The following is an 18,132-nucleotide window of genomic DNA, read 5'->3' as shown; positions in this document are numbered from 1 at the left end:
CATGCCGACCCCCGACCAGACCCTCATTGCGCACGATCGTGCCCGGCCTCGGCTGATGGAGCTCTGGTGGGCGCTCCGTCCGCTGACCTCGGTCGTGCGCTTCATGCAGACCGGCGCGCACCCCGATGATGAGATATCGGGCATGCTTGCTGCTCTCGCGTTCCGGGACGGCATCAATATCTCATACGCCTGCTCGACGCGCGGTGAAGGCGGTCAGAACGATATCGGCACCGAGGCTGGCCGCGACCTTGGCGCGTTACGCACGCGCGAGATGGAGCGGGCGTGTGATATCCTCGGCATGCGGATGTATTGGCATTCGACACATCCTGACGACACGATCACCGACTTTGGCTTCTCAAAAAGCGGCCAGGAAACACTGGGCCGATGGGGTCGCGAACGCACGATGCTGCGGTTTGTCGAGATCGTCCGGACCGAGAAGCCGGACATCATCTGTCCTACCTTCCTCGACGTACCGGGTCAGCACGGCCATCACCGTGCCATGACTGAGGCGGCCCATGCCGTGATGGCTGCGGCTGCCGACCCTGCATTCTCCACGAACTTGCCAATCTGGCAGGTCAAAAAGCTATATCTGCCTGCCTGGTCAGGGGCGGGGCAGGCCTATGACGACGACCTTCCGCCACCCCCTGCGACGATGACGATCCCCGGGAAAGATCGCGAACCCATGACAGGGTGGAACTGGAACCGCATTGGTGAGCAATCGCGCGCCTATCACCGAACACAAGGGATGGGCCGTTGGAAATCTGCCGGGCCGGGTCAGGACTGGCCGTTGCATTTGGCGGAAAGCCATGTGGATGGTCCCGACGAAGCCGTCTGGACCGGGATGCCGCGCACCGTTGGCGATCTGGCCGCACTTCCGGGGGCCGAGCCCATCGCCGACGCGCTCCAAAGCGCACAATCGGCGATAGATGCCGCTGTTGATAGTTTCCCTCATTTTGCCCGAGTAGCGGACAATGCTGCCGAAGCGGTCACCCATGTACGGGCAGCACATGCAGCTTGCCCCGTCGCGCTTTCGCACGAGATCAGTCACCGATTAGATGCTAAGCTTATCCAATTGGCGCAAGTCATCCGCCTTGCACTGGGCGTTGAGGCGCGGGCGCGCACCAGCACGGCTTTTGTTGAGGCTGGGAGTGAGGTGAAACTGACAACCGAGATTGATCCCGGCACAGCAAGCACGGTCGAAACGACTCTCAACCTTCCAGAGGGCTGGACGTCGACAGGTGACGAGGTCGTCCTTGGTTCTGAGACGCCAGTCAGCAATCCGTATCGCACGTTCTACGATCCAATTGCTCCGGCTGCCCCGCACCTGGATGTCACCATTGCGCATCACGGCACCAAGATCACGGTCCCGGTCGCATGTGAGAATGAGCTTGTTGTCATTCCGCGCGAACGCGTGTCGCTAACCCCGTCAGCCAGCATCCTGAACATCAACGCGCCGAACCGCACCATCATGCTCGCAGTCTCAGACCTCTCACCAGCAGACGCGACCATCGATCTGGCGCTTCCTTCGGGATGGAGCGCCGAGCGAAACGCGGCAGGATTCGCCATAACCGCGCCGGCCGACGTTGAGGCGGGGTTGTACCGCGTCGAAGCGCGCGTCAACGGCAAGCCAGCCGAGACCGTCCGCCTGATCGAATATGACCATGTTGCGCAGACAGCCAGCACGCAGCGCGCCGAGGTGACCATTGGCGTCTTCGATGTGGCGTTGCCGGAAGGCAGGGTCGGCTATGTCGGCGCGGGCAATGACCGGGTTGGTGAATGGCTCGGCGCAATGGGCGCGGATGTGACATCGCTCTCCGACGACGATCTGGCCAGCGAAGCAACGCTTGCCACATATGACGCTATCGTCATCGGCATATTCGCGATGCGGTTCCGTCCTGGGCTCACCGATGCGGTTCCCGCCCTACACCGCTGGACCGAAGCCGGCGGCACGCTCGTCACACTCTACCATAGGCCTTGGGACAACTGGGACCCCGACACCGTGCCGCCCAAACGGCTAGAGATCGGTCAACCCTCACTGAGGTGGCGCGTCACGGATGAAGCTGCGACGGTTACGCAACTGAATGATCACTCCACTCTGTCTTCGCCAAATCTCATCGGCGCCACCGACTGGGATGGTTGGGTGAAAGAGCGTGGCCTCTACTTCGCTAAGAGCTGGGACCCGGCCTATACACCGCTCCTGTCGATGTCGGATCCGGGGGAGGACCCCCTGACAGGCGCGCTCCTTGTCGCTGACATCGGAAAGGGGCGGCACATCCACACCTCGCTGATCCTCCATCACCAGATGGAAAACCTTGTCCCTGGCGCCTTCCGGCTCATGGCCAATTTCATCGCTGCCCGACAATGACCGATGAAGCACCACGCAACAACCTAAAGGGTGGCGCGTGGCTGATCGCTGATATGTCCTTGAACATTTGGGCGCTCTCAATCGTGAAATGGCTCAACGCAGATTACCCCGCAACGCAGGTCGTTTTTATCCGCGCAGTTGTTGGTCTGGTCTTCATTTTTCCTCTCATATGGATCTGGCGGGTAGAGTTTCGGCGCATTGAACACCTGCGCCTGCATCTTCTTCGCGTCGGCCTGTCGGTCGTCACTTTGACGGCCAGCTTTTTCGCAATTTCCAGGGTGCCGCTGGCGCTCTTTACCGCGATCAATTTCACCCGTCCGATCGTAACGATGGTCATGGCTGCCCTGATTTTGGGCGAGACGATTGGACGCCGGCGTTGGATTGCGGCCGGAATCGCGTTTCTGGGCGTACTCCTTGCTGCAAACCCGCGGGACGTGCCCTGGACCATGGGGCTCGCCGCCTTGCTGCTTGTCGTCTTCACCGGATCTGCGGCCATCATAGCGCTACGCAGCCTGCGCGATGCACCATCAATTGTTCTGATGACTTTCTACACCGCAGGCCTTGCGCTCTGCTCCGCGCCTTTTGCAATTATTGCATGGGTCCAGATCGATCCCGACCATCTCTTGCCGCTTCTTGCGATCGGCGCCTTCGCCCAAGGCGCTCAACTTTGCTTTCTGCGCGCACATTTTTTCGGTGAGGCCGGTTTCTTGTCCGTTCTCGGATATTTGAGCCTCGTCTTGTCCGTTTTCGTCGGAATTCTGGTCTTTCAGGAGATCCCGAGCCCGGGCTTTGTTGGCGGAGCAGTCCTTGTCGTTGCAGCAGCCATTTGGGTAGTGCTTCACCCGGAACCCGCCGCACAAAACCGGCACGGGCATGGAGAACGCCCCGATGCTTTGACTGCGCGAGACCGGAAGGCCACTGATACACGGTAAGGCCTATGAGCCTGCCCCAAAAGTTTTTTTACACATGATCTACCATACATCTGCGCGGAGAACTCTTGGTTTTACGCTGGCGGCGAAGGTCGGGAGTGGCGGACGGCACTGCAGCAAAAGCGGGTAGTGGAAAGAGCTGCTGTGGGCCGTCGCTCTCGTGCCAACTCCCGTCAACTGACCCCTGTTCCTTGGCTACGCCAGCTCGTTCATGCATTGCATGCATTTTTGAGCAATCATCGCACCAAAGAGGACCGCCGCGCATTGCGGGCACGCCGGTCTTGTTTTCGGTTCGATCTATCAGTTCACAAGCACGGTCGAATGTGGTCCGTGCGGGACGGAAATACTCGTTCGCGTTTTTACCAATTTCGGACGATCACCGTCTACCAGTCGCCAAAAGTCTATCGAACCGCCCTCGGACCCACCTTCCAACTGGTCATAATTCACGACCATGACGTAACGGCCCGACGCATCAAAGGCAGCGGCTTCGGGGAGGATACCGTCATAGGCGTATGTGCCGACGGTTTCCATCATACCCGTTTCGGGGTCGAGATCGATCAATGTCAGGGATGAATAGGGCGTATGTCTTGGATCATCCGCAGGTGCATAAGACACCTCCAGATTGGTGGTCACAGCCCATTCACCATCGGGCGAGATCGCGATGCCTTCGGGAGAGCGGGCGGTCATTGCCCGATCCACGATGACGTGTCGCGGTGCTTCGTCGCCGCTCGCCTGTCCCAGACGGATGGTTGTCACGTCGCCCTCTGGCGCTTCGGTCCAGATGCCGGTGATATCCGGGCCCCAGTACAGGTTCGACGTCAGATAAAGGGCTCCGTCTGGAGAAAAGCGGCCCATGAACGGATATTTGGACGTCAGAACGGAGTTGCCATATTGCTCCAGCGTCACGGCATCGCCTTCGCGGGTGACGCGGGCAAAGTGGATGACGGCCTGATCCACCATATGGATCGCCACGATACTCTCGCTTGGGTGCCACTCGACATGGCTCACGCGTTGGGACGGGTCCATTGCAGGCAGGCTGGCATGGCTGACCTCGCCTAGGGTGCCACCTGACAGCGGGACGAAGGCGATCCCGCGCCCATCGGATTGGTGTAAAGCCACGGCGACCATGCTGCCATCCGGGCTGATCGACAGCCCGTCGGGGCGCGAACCGACTTCGACCTCACCAACGATCATTGGCGCAGCGAGGTCAGAAATATCTACCAAGGTCAATGAGCCGCCCGGGGTGAGATCTCCGAAAGATGTACCGCCGTCGGCACGCGGTCCGAAACTCTCGGAAACGACAGCAAAGCGCCCGTCCGGCGTAACGGCAACAGCGGTGGGCGCGCCCGCGACTGAGTTTGAGACCTCGATTTGCGCGACAGACATGTCCGCAAGCGACAGCACGGTCAGTGCATCTGGCGTTTCGGGGATGCCTAATTGACCGTTAACGTAAGCAGATGCGACCATATCGCCGTCATGAATTGACACGAGCGCACGACCTTCAATGCCGGGCAAAGCCGTTTCAGATGCGAGATGGCCATCTGCGACAACTGGCCCTCCGACGAGCAGAATAGCACCGCCTGCTGCCAAGTTTGCGCGAATCTGGGGATGGAAAGAGAGAATTGGCATGACGCCTCCGTTGATTGAATGACGGGCGGTGCTTCTCGACCGCCGACAGGGCTTCATGTGGGTCATTCTTAACGTTTCTGAATTTGGAAGTTTTGGCTTATTGTTCGTTACAGACAAATAATAGGAGAGATTGTTTTGGAATACCGGCGCCTGCAACTGTTCCTCGCGCTCGCGGATGAGCTTCACTTTCGCCGTGCTGCCACCCGTTGCAACGTCACGCCATCTGTGCTGACAGAACAGCTCAAGCGGTTGGAAGATGAGTTGGGTGGCCTGCTTTTTTCGCGCACAACGCGCAGCGTCACACTGACTCCACTCGGAAATGCTTTCCGCATGGAGGCGCGTGCGGCCCTCGATCGCCTTGGACAGGCGAAACTTGCGGCCAGGCATTTTGTTGCGGGTGGAAACCGGACGCTGCGCATGTCTTTCACCCCAGCATTCATGTTGGAGATACCGCGCGCCCTTGCCGCGTTTCGCGCACTTCACCCCGAAACGAAACTCTTCGTGCAAGAGATGGGCACGGTTGAGGCAGAAAGCGCGCTTGGGCGGCGCGAGATCGACCTGGCGTTATTGCACCCGCCGCTGGATCGGGCCGACCTTTCACTATGTGATCTTCAGCCAAAGCCTTTAGAGGCCGTCTACGATCCAAAAGTTTTCGCGCTTCGTGATGACGTGCCGCTGCAAGATGTACTTGCAAACCCGCTGATCTGGCATCCGCATAACCGGGCACCCCGTCTGACAGCAACCCTCTTTGCACGTGCCGAAGCGTGCGGATGCCTGCCCCATATTGTCGCCGAAGCGGGAAGCTGGGCCGCAGCGCAGGTGATGGCCGCCGGAGGGGTTGGCGTCGCGCTGCTTCCAAACGGTATCGTTACGGAAGGTCGCTCCAAAGCTGCCGTTTCCAAAATCGACGCGCACCCGCTCAGCTTGGCATGCGCCATCGCTACGCGAAGCAACGACGCGGACGACCCGCTGCTGACGGACCTCTCCAGGCTGCTCTCGGACGCCGCAACGGCGCATTGACCAGAAAGAATCGGCGCTGTTCGGACGTCAGTCTATGACGCCATGCCCACCGCCGCCCGGCCTTCTTCAACCTTCAAGGAGAAGTCGGTTCCAAGCCACTTGTCCGCGTCGGGCGTTGTCAGGAACGCGATCGCCTTTGCTACCCAGTCGGGCGTGATATGGCTTTCCCACGGAATCTGGCTGACGGGGTTGATGCCAGAGGCGCGGATTTGCCGCTGCATGTCTGTCGCAACCGTTCCGGGGCTTAGACCCAAAACGCGGACGCCCAACCCATGGGCTTCCTTATGCGCGGCACCCGTCAAGCGCTGCACTGCGGCTTTGGAGGCGCAGTAATGCGACCAGCCTTCAAGCGCGGAATTTGCAGCGCCAGAGGAGATGTTCACGATGGTGCCACCGCTATCCTGCCCAGCCATGACGGGCATCGCGTGCCGTAGGCCGTGATAGACACCTTTGACATTGACGTCGATGATATTGCCCCACGCCGTGGGGTCACTGTCCATGATCCGAGAGATCGGGTCGATCAGTCCCGCATTATTCACAAGCAAATCCAGCCGCCCGGTTGCATCAACGGTCGTGGCGATCAGTTTCGCCACGGCGTCGTTATCCGCAACATCGGTCGCCACGGCATGCGCCTTCCCACCCGCATCACGGATTTCTGCCGCAATTCTGTCGATTGCATCCGCAGAGCGCGCGGCGAGCACCACATGAGCGCCGAGGCTGGCGAGATGACGGGCCGCTGCCTCTCCGATGCCGCGAGAGGCGCCAGTGATAACGGCCGTCTTGCCGGTGAGATCAGGTGATTTGATCATGAGACCTTCTCCAATTCTTTGTTGTCTTTCGTGCGCCGGATTGTGGTCCGGCGCCCCTAATTCAGCCTTCATTCGGGCCGGTGAAACCTTCCGCGTAGCCCCAGTTGCAAGGCACATTCGTCGGCAGCGCTTCCGCAGGCACGGTCGCGCAGTCGACAAGGTCCACATGAATATCGAGGTCAATCTCCAGCCCCGTGGGTGAACCGGGAAACGCAATGAAATCCATGCCCCAGTCGGTTCGGGTGATCTTCCCCGTTGCCTCAAAAGACGCGGTGCGGATTTCATCGTAATTCGGGATGAAGTCCGGATAAGTGCGGTCAGCGACAAGTGTGAAGTCGAGCGTGACGGGTGCCGTGACACCCAACATCGTCAGTGTTCCGTCCATCATGCCTTCGGTCTCTGAGGTCATGGTGATTTCGCCGGATGTGAACGTCACCGTCGGAAACTCCGGAACGTTAAGGTAATCCGCATTGCGGATATGGTTGTCGCGCCCAACATGGTTGGAGTTCACCGAGGCAGCATCGACGGTCACCGTGATGCTGGAGTTCGCGGGATCATCCTCATCAATCAGAAAGGTGCCTTCGAAGTCGTCAAATCGGCCAACGGTACGCGCGAGGTCCATATGATCGATTTCCCAGCCAATATGGGCATGACCGAGGTCGAGCGTCCATTCCCGCTGCTCGGCAAAAAGCGGACTTGCAACGAGAGCGCTGGCAAGCGCGGCGGTTATTGTTTTAATCATCGTATGATCTCCTGTTTGAAAGCGTTGGCTTCATTTGTCTTCCCAATGAGGCGGATGCGTGCTGGCGACGCCGGGAATTGCAGTCAGGCGCGCGTCCCATGCGGCCAGCGCAGGACGGGCGTTGACGAGGTCGCGTAGTGTCTTAGGCGGGTCTGAGCTGAGCGCGACACCCCGCCCGATCCAGCGCAGCGCGGGATAGAGCCAGATGTCAGACGCCATCGGGCGCTCACCACCAAGAAAGGCGGTCGATGCAAGGCGTGCATCCAGGTGATCGGCTTCGCGTTCGAGCACATCCACTGACTCGGTCGGCACAGGCCGCCCCCGGATTAATCCCTGCGCAGCCGCCGTCACAGCAGGGCGCAGATCACCCTCCATCACCATCACGTCCTGCCAGATGGCCGCGGCGGCCCGATGGTCACGGCCCCAGATCGGCTGATCGGGGAATGCGCGGTCAAGCCAGGCCATGATCGCAAGGCTCTCGCGGAGCACGATGTCTCCCGCAACGATGGTCGGCACCTGTCCCTTCGGATTGAGCGCCAGATAGGCCGGGTCGCGGTTTTCGCCAGCGCCGTGGTCGAGACGCCGCGCGTCAAATGCAACGCCCTTGATCACAAAGGCCAGCATCACCCGCCAGGCCGGTGGACTTCCGGATATCCAGTAAAGCGTTGGACGATCTGGCGACATTATGCGACCTGGGTGACGGGCAGGCGGGCGTCGATCTCGGCCAGTGCGGTGTTGAGGCGTTCGGTCGCGTTCGGCGCAGTCGTCCCTTCGACCGCAAAGACTTCCACCGAAGTCAGCCCGATGAAATTCAGCACGCCTGTCAGGTATGGCCGTAGGAAGTCGAAGCTTTCCAAGGGGCCGCCGGGCGTGTAGCCCTCCGCGCCGTAGCTGAGCGCAAGGTAGGTTGGGCGATCCGCAAGAAGACCTGCGAACTGTCCATCCTCATAAGAAAAGGTGTGGCCGATGCGAACAATCTGGTCGATCCATGCTTTGAGCGCTGACGGCAGCGAGAAGTTGTAGATCGGCGCTGAAAGCACGATGATGTCTGCTTCACGCAACTCCGCAATCAGTTCATCCGACAGCGCGGTCGCATGGCGTAGCGTATCCGTCATCGCTTCCGGCGGGGTGTAGTACCCCTTGATCGTGTCGTCGACGATATGCGCAATCGGTTCTGCAATCAGATCACGTTTCAACACTTGCGCGTCTGGGCTGCGTGCAAGAAGCTGCGCGGTGATGCGGTCGGCCATAGAGCGGCTAAACGAACCCTCTGAAAGAGAGCCTTCTGGCGCGGCAGGGCGTGATGAACTGTCAATGCGTAGAATGCGGGTCATGGCGAGGTCTCCTGTCTGGTTGATCTTAACATGACTGCCGCGCATCTTGCCGGAAACCTGCTCATGTGACATTCTCTCGTGCGCACTACGCACGAAAGGTCGTCATGGAACTTGCACTGCTCCAGACATTCTCGGATGTCGCCCGCCGCGGCTCTTTCGCCGCCGTGGCCCGAGACGAAGGCGTCGATCCGTCCTCGGTTTCACGGCGCGTGGCGGCCTTGGAACAGGCATTGGGTCTCACACTCTTTGAGCGCACGACACGGCGACTTGCATTGACAGAGGCCGGGCGTATCTACCTCGATCGCATCGGGCCAATCCTGGAAGAACTTGCCGACGCCGTTGATACGGCCCGAGACGCCGTGACTGAGCCTTCTGGGCTCTTGCGCGTCACGACATCGGTTGCGTTTGGTGAGCGTTGGCTCACGCCACGTCTGGCCAGTTTCCGCGCGCAGTTTCCGCGAGTTCAGATCGAACTGATCCTGAGCGACGCACAGATCGACATTGCGGCAGAGGGCATCGACGTGGCCCTGCGGTTGGGCCCAGGTGTTGAAGGGACCTTTATCGTATCAAAACTGTTTGACGTTCGTTATCGCGCTGTGGCCGCACCAAGCTATCTGGGGCGAATGGGGCAACCGGCACACCCCGCCGACCTGAAACTCCACGACGCTATCCTCTTTGCACTGCCGCGTTTCGGGCCTGCATGGCGGTTCCGAACGAAGTCTGACAGCACGATGATCGAAGTCCATCCACGCCCGACGCTGGCGATTTCGAACGCGTTGGCAATACGACGCGCCGCGCTGGAGGGTTTGGGCATAGCATTGCTGGCTGACTGGACGATCGCTGACGATCTTGAGAAGGGGAAGCTGATTGATCTTTTTCCAAACTACGAAGGCAGTGCGACAGATTTCGACGCCGCCGTCTGGACGGCCTATTCAAGCCGTCACTACATACCTGCCCGGTTGCGTGGTTTCCTTGATTACATCAGGAGTAGCGCTGAGTGAGTTACTAACCTGAGCTTCCATGCTCTCTTCGAACGTCTGGACGGCTTGTCCCAGCACCTTCTATTCTGGTCATTGTTCCTATTCTGGGCATTGTTCGGCGATCAGGCTTCAAAGCGATTTAGAAGTCGAATATGTCCATCAGGTTCTCGAACACGCTTTCACGTTTGCGACCTTTGCCCTTTCGTGGAGCTTGGCCCCGATAGGTGTCCCTATCATCATACCCATCATCAACATAAGTGTCTTGTCCGCCACCATCGTGAAGGGCTTCTTCGCGGATCATCATGATTATCTTTTCAAGCTCGCCTTTATCAAGCCAGATACCGCCGGACGTTTGGCAGATATCTATCTTGACACCATAACGCTCGATTTCGCGCATCGGAGAGCCATCAATGGGAGAGCTGATTAGCGGCATTGTCTGTCCTTTTTCTGTGCTCGTTCAACGCATGATATGAGGATCAGGTCATCGCTTTACAATGGCGCGTGTGCCTGGTGCCAGTTCGGGGAGTGCGCAGACTTGTGACTGGATGTGGAGCACCCGGTTGGCTAAGGATCTTGGACCGATGCGAACGATGTTAAGCCCGGCTGTTTCTGATCAAATCCCTCAAACGACGGCATTTTGAGCAGCGCGGTTTGGTGCCGCTCCGGCGGATTTTCCACTTATTGTAGATTCCGCTATTTCGGAGTGTGTTCCGCTATGGTAGATTTGCGATGAAACCGCGGAGTTTGATCATGTCAGATGCTTTCCTCTCTCATATATCGGATACACTTGGACAGATCGCGGATGAAGGACTCTACAAGCGTGAGCGTCTTATAACCTCGCCGCAGGGCGGTGAGATCACGGTGGGTGGCCGGCAGGTCATCAACCTTTGCGCCAATAACTATCTGGGTTTGGCCAATCATCCGGCACTGATCGAAGCGGCGCAAGCGGCGATGACGCCCAAGGGTTTTGGTATGGCCTCCGTCAGGTTCATCTGCGGCACCCAGGATATCCACCGCGCATTGGAACAACGGCTCGCAGCATTTCTGGGCAAGGACGATTCCATCCTTTTTGCCGCGTGTTTTGATGCCAATGGCGGGCTTTTCGAGCCGCTGTTGGGGCCCGAGGATGCGATTGTTTCGGACAGCCTCAACCACGCCTCGATCATTGATGGTGTGCGGCTTTGTAAGGCAAAACGTTATCGCTATGCCAACAACGACATGGGCGATCTGGAGGAGATGCTGAAGCGCGCGCGACACGAAGGTGCGCGCCACGTTATGATTGCGACCGACGGTGTCTTTTCAATGGATGGCTATCTGGCCAATTTGCCGGAAATCACGCGTTTGGCCAAGGAATACGACGCGGTAGTGATGGTCGATGATTGCCACGCCACCGGCTTTATGGGGCCACGTGGTGCCGGTACGCCGGATCATTTTGGCGTTGATGTGGACATTCTGACGGGGACGCTCGGCAAGGCCATGGGAGGTGGCATTGGGGGCTACATTGCGGGGCCGCAGCCGGTGATTGACCTTTTGCGGCAACGGGCGCGGCCGTATCTTTTTTCCAACTCGCTGCCCCCAGCCATCGTCGCCGCGGGGCTAGAGGCGATCCGGCTGGTGGAAGAGGGGGACGCATTGCGGGCGCAACTCTTCGAGAATGCGCGCTATTGGCGGTCGGGTCTAACGAAGCTCGGCTTCGAACTCTTGCCTGGTGAACATCCGATCATTCCGGTGATGCTGGGGGATGCAAAGCTCGCGCAGGACATGGCGAACCGATTGTTCGAGGATGGTGTCTATGTCTCGGGCTTCTTCTTCCCGGTCGTGCCGCGCGGGCAGGCGCGGATCAGGACGCAGATGAACGCGGCACTCACCAAAGAGGAACTAGACCGCGCCTTGGATGCCTTTGGCAAGGTGGGCAAGGAACTGGGGGTGATCAAGTGAGACCCAACACGATGAAAGCGCTGGAAAAATCCAAGCCGACTGAAGGGTTGTGGATGGTGCAGGCGCCCGTACCGGAAATCGGCCCGGATGAGGTGCTGATCCGTGTGAAGAAAACAGGCATCTGCGGTACGGATATCCATATCTGGAACTGGGATGAATGGGCGGCGCATACCGTGCCTGTGCCGATGATCACCGGTCATGAATTTGCGGGCGAAATCGTTGAGATTGGCAAGGATGTCACAGGGCTGTCCATTGGTCAGCGCTGCTCGGGCGAGGGGCATCTGATCGGGACGGAAAGCCGGCAAAGCCGCGCGGGAAAGTTCCACCTTGATCCCGGCACGCGCGGGATTGGCGTGAACGAGCAGGGGGCTTTTGCCGAATACCTGAAACTGCCGGCCTTTAACGTCGTGCCCTTGCCGGATGATATCCCAGACGAGATCGGCGCCATTCTCGACCCGCTGGGAAACGCGGTGCATACGGCGCTCAGCTTTGATCTGTTGGGTGAGGATGTTCTGATCACCGGGGCGGGCCCGATTGGTATTATGGCAGGTGCCGTTGCGCGGCATGCTGGTGCCCGCAATGTGGTGATCACCGACATCAACCCTGATCGCCTGAGGCTCGCCCAGCATGTCGTGCCTTCCGCCCGTGTGGTCAATGTTGCCGAGGAAGACCTCAACGACGTCATTGCCGCGCTTGGCCTGAAAGAAGGGTTTGATGTTGGGCTGGAGATGTCTGGCAATCAACAGGCGCTAGACCAGATGGTTGAGGCGCTCGTGATGGGCGGCAAAATCGCGCTTTTGGGCATCCCGCCCGGTAAATCACCGGTGGATTGGTCACGCATCGTCTTCAAGGCCATCACCATCAAGGGCGTCTATGGCCGCGAGATGTTCGAGACCTGGTACAAGATGATCGCGATGCTGCAAAACGGGCTCGATGTCAGTCGCGTCATTACGCATGAACTGGATGTTGACGATTTTGCCAGTGGCTTTGCCGCGATGAAATCCGGGCGATCGGGCAAGGTTGTGCTGAACTGGGATTGAATAACGCACCTGCCACGGGCGCGCCTTCAGTTGGCCAAGATAAGACGCTGATCAGGTGGCGGTATCAGGGCAGGGTCGGCTGATCACGCCGTTCAGGATCAATTCGACATGCGCCTCGAAATAGGTGTCGAAGTCCAGTGTTTCGATCCGGCTGAACATCATGTTGTGCAGCGCAAAGAACATCGCTGGCGCGATCATCACCTGCGGGTTCTCAAGGATCGCGGTGTTCGCAACCTCACCGCGTTTGATGCCGCGCTCAAGGATGCGGCGCAAAAGGCTCGCACCGCGCTTGATCGTCATGGTGTGATAGCTGGTCAGGACGTCCGGAATGCGGTTGCCTTCGGTGATGAGAATGCGAAACAGTGTCTGCGCCTGACCTTCGACAAAGCGGCGGTAAATGCCACGCAAAAGCTGGGTCAGTATCTCGCCTGTCGTGCCTTCAAAATGGTCGAGCGCGCTTTCATGCTCGGCCATCACCGCAATGACGTGTTCTTCGACGGCGGCAAGGAAAAGCGCCTCTTTCGATGGGTAATAAAGGTAGATCGTCCCCTTTGAGATACCTGCGGCCTTTGCGATCCGGTCAAGACGGGCGCGTTCAAAGCCATAGGTGGCGAATTCCGCGATGCCGGCTGCCACGATCTCGGCGGGGCGCGCTTCTTTCCGGCGGCGGGGTTTGGTTTTGGGGGCGTCTGTCATTTCTGCCAATTTTTTATGCACATCATAAGCTGCCGTTTTCTGTCTTCTTTTTCAATGGTCACTGAAAAAATCTCATCCATCCCTTGAAGCGATGCGTAGCAATGACAGTTTGAGCTTTACTGACCACATGGTCAGTTGTTAATGACCTAAGGGTCAGTAATTAAAGGATGCACCATGCGCAAGGTCATAGGTTTCGTTGCCAGAGCGATACGCGAACTGTTTTGGATCGCCGCGGCCGCAGCGATTGTGGTCGGCGGGTTCATCGGGTTCAACTACCTGGGTGAGAACAGGGAAGTCGTGACTGCCGAGCCAGCGGCGCGCCCTGTGACGCTGGTCGAAACTGCCGCGTTTGAACCCGTGAACCGACCTTTGCCCATTCGGGGCGAGGGATTTGTGGAGCCCTTCCGCACAGTCTCTCTTTCCGCACCGACAGGTGGCCGGATCGTCATGCTGCATCCTGCGATCACCAATCGCAACGGCTTTCAGGAAGGCGATATTCTGGTTGAGATCGATGCTAGCAATGAGCGTGCCCAGATCGCACAGGCCAAGGCCGCAATCGCGGCGACCGAGGCGCGTCTGGACCTGATCGACACCCAATTGACGCGGGCCAGCAACCTGCTCGAGCGGAACGCCGTATCACAGGCAACGGTTGATGATCTGCTGGGACAACAGGAAGAGGTGCGCGCAAACCTCGAAGGACAGCGCGCGCAACTGGCATCGGCTGAAATCGCGCTTGAGAACAAGATCGTGCGCGCGCCATTTGACGGGAGTGTGCAGACCAAAGAGGCCGAGATCGGCAATGTCGTCGCCGGTGGCAGCCCGATTGCACAGATCTACACTGACGACCGGATGGAAGTGAGCGTTGCCATTCGTGAGAGCGACGCCGCGCTGATCCCCGGCCTTTTTGAAGGGCGCGCCGCGCCCGCGACAGTGACAATCGCATTTGCCGGTATCGACGAAGGCTGGCGCGCTGAAATCGTCCGCGTTGACCCATCACTTGATCCGCAGACGCGCACGCTGACCGCGACAGTGGCCCTGCGCGAGCGGATTGAGGGCGATGCGGCTTTGGCCTCTGGCGCGCCGCCTGCCTTGATCAACGCATTTGCGCAGGTGGCGATCGATGGCATTGAGCCCGCGAACACCTATGCGATCCCCTCCACTGCCTTGCGGGACAGCAATACGATCTGGTTGTTGCGCGACGGTGTTCTGGCGATCCACCCTGCGTCACTTATCCATGTGGATGGTGAGACATCCTTTGTCGAAATCCTTGATCTGATGCAGAATGACCGGCTGATCCTCACGACTTTGGCGGCACCGCAGCCGGGCAAAGCGCTGCGCGACATTGCCGAGGACGACCGCATGTCACTGGTGGCTGAATAGGGGGCCCGCATCATGAATGCCGCGATCAAATGGATGACTGAACATCCCGTCGCCGCTTGGCTGGCCATGATCCTGTTGGTCGGGCTTGGCGGAGTGACAGCCGCTAACCTGCCGCAAAAGACGTTTCCCGAATTTGCGCTCGACTCTGTTTCGATCTCGGTCAGTTATCCCGGTGCGTCGCCGTCCGAGATACAGGACAGCATCGTGCGCCCGATTGAGGATGAACTCAGCGGTGTTGATGGTATCGATGACGTGACGGCCAATATCTCGGAGGGGCGGGGCGGTGTGACCGTCACCTTCCTTGATGGCGAGGATATCGAAACCAAGCTCGATGAGGTGAAAACCGAGATCGATGGGATCGACGTCTTTCCCGAGGATGCCGAGGAACCTGTTGTCGTCCGGTCCGACAATTCGACGCGGGTACTTGAAATCGCGGTCCATGGTGCGGCCAGCGAACAGGTTCTGAAGGAAGAGGCGCGGCGTCTGAAGGATGAGCTTGCCGCACTCGACGGGATATCTTTCGTCGAAGTCGCCAATATTCGCGACTACGAAATCAGCATCGAGATTAACCGCGATACCTTGCGCGCCTATGGCCTGACACTTGGCGAAGTGGCGCAGATTGTCGGCGTAAACTCATTGGAGCTGCCGGGTGGGTCTATTGAGACCGACAGCGTCTCGATCCCCATTCGTACGCTGGGGCGCAACTACACACGGACAGACTTTGAGAACATCGTGATCCGCACAAGCGGAACAGGTGCACAGGTTTTCCTGCGTGACATCGCGACGGTCAGCGACGGGTTTGAAGACAGTGATTTGTCATCCTCTTTCAACGGCGACCCTTCGGTTTCTGTGAATGTCTACCGGGTCGGGGACGAGCAGATCCTGCGTATTGTGGAAGTGGCGCAAGAGCATCTGCAAACCTCGTTCCGCCCCTCACTGGAAGAGGGGATCGAGGCCACGATCTGGCAGAATGAAGCCACGCAGCTTCAGTCGCGCATCGACCTTTTGACGAAAAACGCCGTGATCGGCTTGTCACTTGTGATCTTGTGTCTGGCACTGTTTCTCGACGTCCGTCTTGCCTTCTGGTCCGCGATGGGCATCGGGATCAGCTTTGCCGCCACATTCATCGTAATGGGCGCGATGGGCATGTCCATCAACATGATCTCGCTTTTCGGCTTCATCCTCGCCATCGGGATCGTGGTGGACAACGCAATTGTGGTGTCTGAGAACATCTACAAGAACGGGGAAAAGGGCCTGTCCCCTGTGCAGGCTGCGGTTCGCGGGACGCAGCGGATTGCTGTACCGGTCATCTTTTCAACCCTGACGACACTGGTCGCCTTCTGGCCGCTCTTGCAGATGCCAGCACCCTTGGGCTCGTTCCTGGGCGACATCCCGACAGTTGTGATGATTGTCTTGTCACTGTCACTGCTGCAGGCGCTCTTGATCCTGCCACGTAACCTGTCAAACCTTGATATCGGGCCGGATTACAAGCCGAACCTCGTGTTCCGTTTTATCGGGGCGATCCGCCATGTGATTGATACTGGCCTGAAATGGTTCATCCGCTATCCGCTCGACGCGATGCTGCGGTTTTGCGTGAACCGGATTTTCATCCCGATTGCTGCGGTTGTCGCGCTGATGACCCTGACCGTCGCGCTGATCGCGCATGGCTATGTCCGGTTCAGCTTCTTTCCTGAAATTCAGGGCGAGTTCGTGACCGCAGCCGTTGAGATGACCGATGGCACAACGTTCCAGCGCACCGAAGCGGTTGCCGAAGACCTGCGGGTTGCGGCTATTCGCGCAGGTGACAGGCTGCAGGAAACGCTGCCCGCGGGCGCGCCCGACGTGGTAATCGGTCAATACATCGTCGTGGGTATCGGCGCGGGCGGCGGCGGCCCCACTGGTGAGGCCGCACCGGTTGCCCCAACCTTGGCGCAGGTGGTGGTCGAGGTCACCGAGGCGTCTTCCAGAGACTGGGAAACCGCCGCCTTTGAGGCGCTCTGGCGCGAAGAAGTAGGCCAGATTGCGGGTGTCAACACGCTCACCATCTCATCCTCTCTGGTCGATGCGGGTGATGCCATTGCGGTGGAACTTTCGCTGCCGGGCGAGGAAGACATTTCACCCATCGTGGAGGAGTTGCGCGCGGGTCTGGGTGCGATCCCGGGCGTGTTCCAGATCCTTGACGACAATTCATCAGGCAAGCTGGAATACAAGCTGGAACTGAAACCTGAAGCGCGGCTTTATGGGCTCACCTTGCAGGACCTCGCGGTACAAACGCGCAATGGTTTCTTCGGGATCGAGGCGACGAGCGTGCAGCGTGGGCAGGACAATGTGTCGGTCATGGTGCGCTTCCCGTCCGAGGATCGCGACAGCCTTTATGACTTGCTCGATACCCGGATCGCCACCCCGTCCGGGGACCTGATTCCGCTTTCCACCGTGGCGACGCTGGTTGAGGGTCTCTCGCCGTCCGAAATCCTGCGTCAGAACGGGCGGCGCGTCACCACGGTGACGGCTGACGTCGATGAAAGCATCATCACCAATGGTGAGGCGAACCGCATTATCCGCGAAGAGTTACTGCCGCCGTTGCTGGCCGCAAATCCAGGTCTGAACGCGAGCTTTGGTGGCGAGCAGGAGACGCAAGGTGATGCGCAGGCGGCACTGGGACAGGCGCTGGCGATTGCGCTCTTTGTCATCTTCGCCCTACTGGCCTTGGTCTTCCGCAGCTTTGTGCAGCCAATTGTAGTGATGCTGGCCATACCGCTTGGCCTGATCGGAGCCGTCACCGGGCACCTGATCCTCGGCATCCCGCTCGGTCTTCTCAGTTTCTTTGGGATCATCGGGCTGGCTGGTGTGGTGATCAACAACAGCCTCGTGATGATCGACCTTTACAACGAGTATCTGGCGCGCGGCTACGCAGTGAAGGACGCTGTTGTCGAAGGGACTAAGGACCGGTTCCGGCCAATCCTTTTGACCTCGGTGACCACATTCCTGGGTGTCTATCCGCTGATCATGGAGACGTCGTTGCAGGCGCAATTCCTGATCCCGCTGGCGGTTTCGATTGGCTATGGGGTGTTGCTCGGAACCGGCGTCATCATCTTCGCAATCCCGGCTGTGTTCATGCTCGTGCATTATGTCTCAACAGCATTTCAGGTGGTCGCAAAGGGCTTCTCGCCCGCAAAAGCGTCTGATGATCCTTTACAGGAAATGGTGGCGCGCAAGTCGGTTGAGGGCGAGGGGCCGCTTATCCTCAAAGCCGCAGAATAGCGATAGCGG

At 58.9% G+C, this 18,132-nt stretch carries 15 protein-coding genes; 8 read left to right on the top strand and 7 right to left on the bottom strand.

Annotated features, from left to right (window positions below):
* The first annotated feature begins 1 nt into the window (after window position 1).
* Complete coding sequence (locus tag SLH47_RS16830) at window positions 2-2,365, top strand: PIG-L family deacetylase (RefSeq protein WP_320240963.1); 2,364 nt, start codon at window positions 2-4, stop codon at window positions 2,363-2,365.
* Complete coding sequence (locus SLH47_RS16825; RefSeq protein ID WP_320240960.1) at window positions 2,362-3,297, top strand: DMT family transporter; 936 nt, start codon at window positions 2,362-2,364, stop codon at window positions 3,295-3,297. The genes SLH47_RS16830 and SLH47_RS16825 overlap by 4 nt, the downstream gene beginning before the upstream one ends.
* Before the next feature lie 297 nt (window positions 3,298-3,594).
* Here the strand turns inward: SLH47_RS16825 and SLH47_RS16820 are convergent, their stop codons facing one another.
* Window positions 3,595-4,923: a hypothetical protein gene (locus SLH47_RS16820; protein WP_320240959.1), complete on the bottom strand. Its 1,329-nt coding sequence runs from the start codon at window positions 4,921-4,923 to the stop codon at window positions 3,595-3,597.
* A gap of 135 nt (window positions 4,924-5,058) precedes the next feature.
* Here SLH47_RS16820 and SLH47_RS16815 point away from each other — a divergent pair, with 135 nt between their 5' ends.
* Window positions 5,059-5,943, top strand: a complete 885-nt coding sequence (locus SLH47_RS16815; protein WP_320240957.1) for a LysR family transcriptional regulator — start codon at window positions 5,059-5,061, stop codon at window positions 5,941-5,943.
* Window positions 5,944-5,975: 32 nt separating this feature from the next.
* Here the strand turns inward: SLH47_RS16815 and SLH47_RS16810 are convergent, their stop codons facing one another.
* The 4 genes from SLH47_RS16810 to SLH47_RS16795 form a co-directional block, all read right to left on the bottom strand.
* The gene (locus tag SLH47_RS16810) at window positions 5,976-6,752 is read right to left on the bottom strand and encodes an SDR family oxidoreductase (protein ID WP_320240955.1); all 777 of its coding nucleotides are present in this window, start codon (window positions 6,750-6,752) and stop codon (window positions 5,976-5,978) included.
* Window positions 6,753-6,813: 61 nt separating this feature from the next.
* Window positions 6,814-7,494 carry a YceI family protein gene (locus tag SLH47_RS16805; RefSeq protein ID WP_320240954.1) on the bottom strand — a complete coding sequence of 227 codons (681 nt, stop codon included), beginning with the start codon at window positions 7,492-7,494 and terminating at the stop codon, window positions 6,814-6,816.
* A 30-nt stretch (window positions 7,495-7,524) separates the two neighbouring features.
* Entirely contained in the window at window positions 7,525-8,178 is a 654-nt protein-coding gene (locus SLH47_RS16800; protein WP_320240952.1) for a glutathione S-transferase family protein, read from the bottom strand.
* A complete protein-coding gene (locus SLH47_RS16795) occupies window positions 8,178-8,828 on the bottom strand; it encodes an FMN-dependent NADH-azoreductase (protein WP_320240950.1) in 651 nt (216 codons plus the stop codon). Before SLH47_RS16795 ends, SLH47_RS16800 begins: the two co-directional genes overlap by 1 nt.
* 104 nt (window positions 8,829-8,932) lie before the next feature.
* On the opposite strand from SLH47_RS16795, the gene SLH47_RS16790 reads away from it, so the two are divergent.
* A complete protein-coding gene (locus SLH47_RS16790; RefSeq protein WP_320240949.1) occupies window positions 8,933-9,829 on the top strand; it encodes a LysR family transcriptional regulator in 897 nt (298 codons plus the stop codon).
* 118 nt (window positions 9,830-9,947) lie between these two features.
* Here the strand turns inward: SLH47_RS16790 and SLH47_RS16785 are convergent, their stop codons facing one another.
* A complete protein-coding gene (locus SLH47_RS16785; protein WP_320240947.1) occupies window positions 9,948-10,241 on the bottom strand; it encodes a zf-TFIIB domain-containing protein in 294 nt (97 codons plus the stop codon).
* A 317-nt stretch (window positions 10,242-10,558) separates the two neighbouring features.
* On the opposite strand from SLH47_RS16785, the gene SLH47_RS16780 reads away from it, so the two are divergent.
* Both SLH47_RS16780 and tdh read left to right on the top strand, forming a co-directional pair.
* Entirely contained in the window at window positions 10,559-11,746 is a 1,188-nt protein-coding gene (locus tag SLH47_RS16780) for a glycine C-acetyltransferase (RefSeq protein WP_320240945.1), read from the top strand.
* A gap of 11 nt (window positions 11,747-11,757) precedes the next feature.
* The gene (gene tdh / locus SLH47_RS16775) at window positions 11,758-12,786 is read left to right on the top strand and encodes an L-threonine 3-dehydrogenase (RefSeq protein WP_320240995.1); all 1,029 of its coding nucleotides are present in this window, start codon (window positions 11,758-11,760) and stop codon (window positions 12,784-12,786) included.
* A gap of 51 nt (window positions 12,787-12,837) precedes the next feature.
* Here the strand turns inward: tdh and SLH47_RS16770 are convergent, their stop codons facing one another.
* Window positions 12,838-13,482: a TetR/AcrR family transcriptional regulator gene (locus SLH47_RS16770; RefSeq protein ID WP_320240943.1), complete on the bottom strand. Its 645-nt coding sequence runs from the start codon at window positions 13,480-13,482 to the stop codon at window positions 12,838-12,840.
* Window positions 13,483-13,656: 174 nt separating this feature from the next.
* On the opposite strand from SLH47_RS16770, the gene SLH47_RS16765 reads away from it, so the two are divergent.
* Both SLH47_RS16765 and SLH47_RS16760 read left to right on the top strand, forming a co-directional pair.
* Complete coding sequence (locus SLH47_RS16765; RefSeq protein WP_320240941.1) at window positions 13,657-14,862, top strand: efflux RND transporter periplasmic adaptor subunit; 1,206 nt, start codon at window positions 13,657-13,659, stop codon at window positions 14,860-14,862.
* A gap of 12 nt (window positions 14,863-14,874) precedes the next feature.
* On the top strand, window positions 14,875-18,123 hold the full coding sequence (locus SLH47_RS16760) for an efflux RND transporter permease subunit (RefSeq protein WP_320240939.1): 3,249 nt from the start codon (window positions 14,875-14,877) through the stop codon (window positions 18,121-18,123).
* Window positions 18,124-18,132: the final 9 nt, after the last annotated feature.

This window comes from Cognatiyoonia sp. IB215182 (assembly GCF_033963905.1).
In the GTDB taxonomy this organism is placed as follows: Bacteria; Pseudomonadota; Alphaproteobacteria; order Rhodobacterales; family Rhodobacteraceae; genus Yoonia.
This window is presented reverse-complemented; position numbering and strand designations above follow the sequence as displayed.

What these genes read in the sequence shown, in the direction of transcription:
- SLH47_RS16830 (WP_320240963.1), top strand. Translation starts at nt 2, where the DNA reads ATGCCGACCCCCGACCAGACCCTCATTGCGCACGATCGTGCCCGGCCT.
- SLH47_RS16770 (WP_320240943.1), bottom strand. Translation starts at nt 13,482, where the DNA reads ATGACAGACGCCCCCAAAACCAAACCCCGCCGCCGGAAAGAAGCGCGC.
- SLH47_RS16805 (WP_320240954.1), bottom strand. Translation starts at nt 7,494, where the DNA reads ATGATTAAAACAATAACCGCCGCGCTTGCCAGCGCTCTCGTTGCAAGT.
- SLH47_RS16800 (WP_320240952.1), bottom strand. Translation starts at nt 8,178, where the DNA reads ATGTCGCCAGATCGTCCAACGCTTTACTGGATATCCGGAAGTCCACCG.
- tdh (WP_320240995.1), top strand. Translation starts at nt 11,758, where the DNA reads ATGAAAGCGCTGGAAAAATCCAAGCCGACTGAAGGGTTGTGGATGGTG.
- SLH47_RS16810 (WP_320240955.1), bottom strand. Translation starts at nt 6,752, where the DNA reads ATGATCAAATCACCTGATCTCACCGGCAAGACGGCCGTTATCACTGGC.
- SLH47_RS16760 (WP_320240939.1), top strand. Translation starts at nt 14,875, where the DNA reads ATGAATGCCGCGATCAAATGGATGACTGAACATCCCGTCGCCGCTTGG.
- SLH47_RS16785 (WP_320240947.1), bottom strand. Translation starts at nt 10,241, where the DNA reads ATGCCGCTAATCAGCTCTCCCATTGATGGCTCTCCGATGCGCGAAATC.
- SLH47_RS16780 (WP_320240945.1), top strand. Translation starts at nt 10,559, where the DNA reads ATGTCAGATGCTTTCCTCTCTCATATATCGGATACACTTGGACAGATC.
- SLH47_RS16795 (WP_320240950.1), bottom strand. Translation starts at nt 8,828, where the DNA reads ATGACCCGCATTCTACGCATTGACAGTTCATCACGCCCTGCCGCGCCA.
- SLH47_RS16790 (WP_320240949.1), top strand. Translation starts at nt 8,933, where the DNA reads ATGGAACTTGCACTGCTCCAGACATTCTCGGATGTCGCCCGCCGCGGC.
- SLH47_RS16820 (WP_320240959.1), bottom strand. Translation starts at nt 4,923, where the DNA reads ATGCCAATTCTCTCTTTCCATCCCCAGATTCGCGCAAACTTGGCAGCA.
- SLH47_RS16825 (WP_320240960.1), top strand. Translation starts at nt 2,362, where the DNA reads ATGACCGATGAAGCACCACGCAACAACCTAAAGGGTGGCGCGTGGCTG.
- SLH47_RS16765 (WP_320240941.1), top strand. Translation starts at nt 13,657, where the DNA reads ATGCGCAAGGTCATAGGTTTCGTTGCCAGAGCGATACGCGAACTGTTT.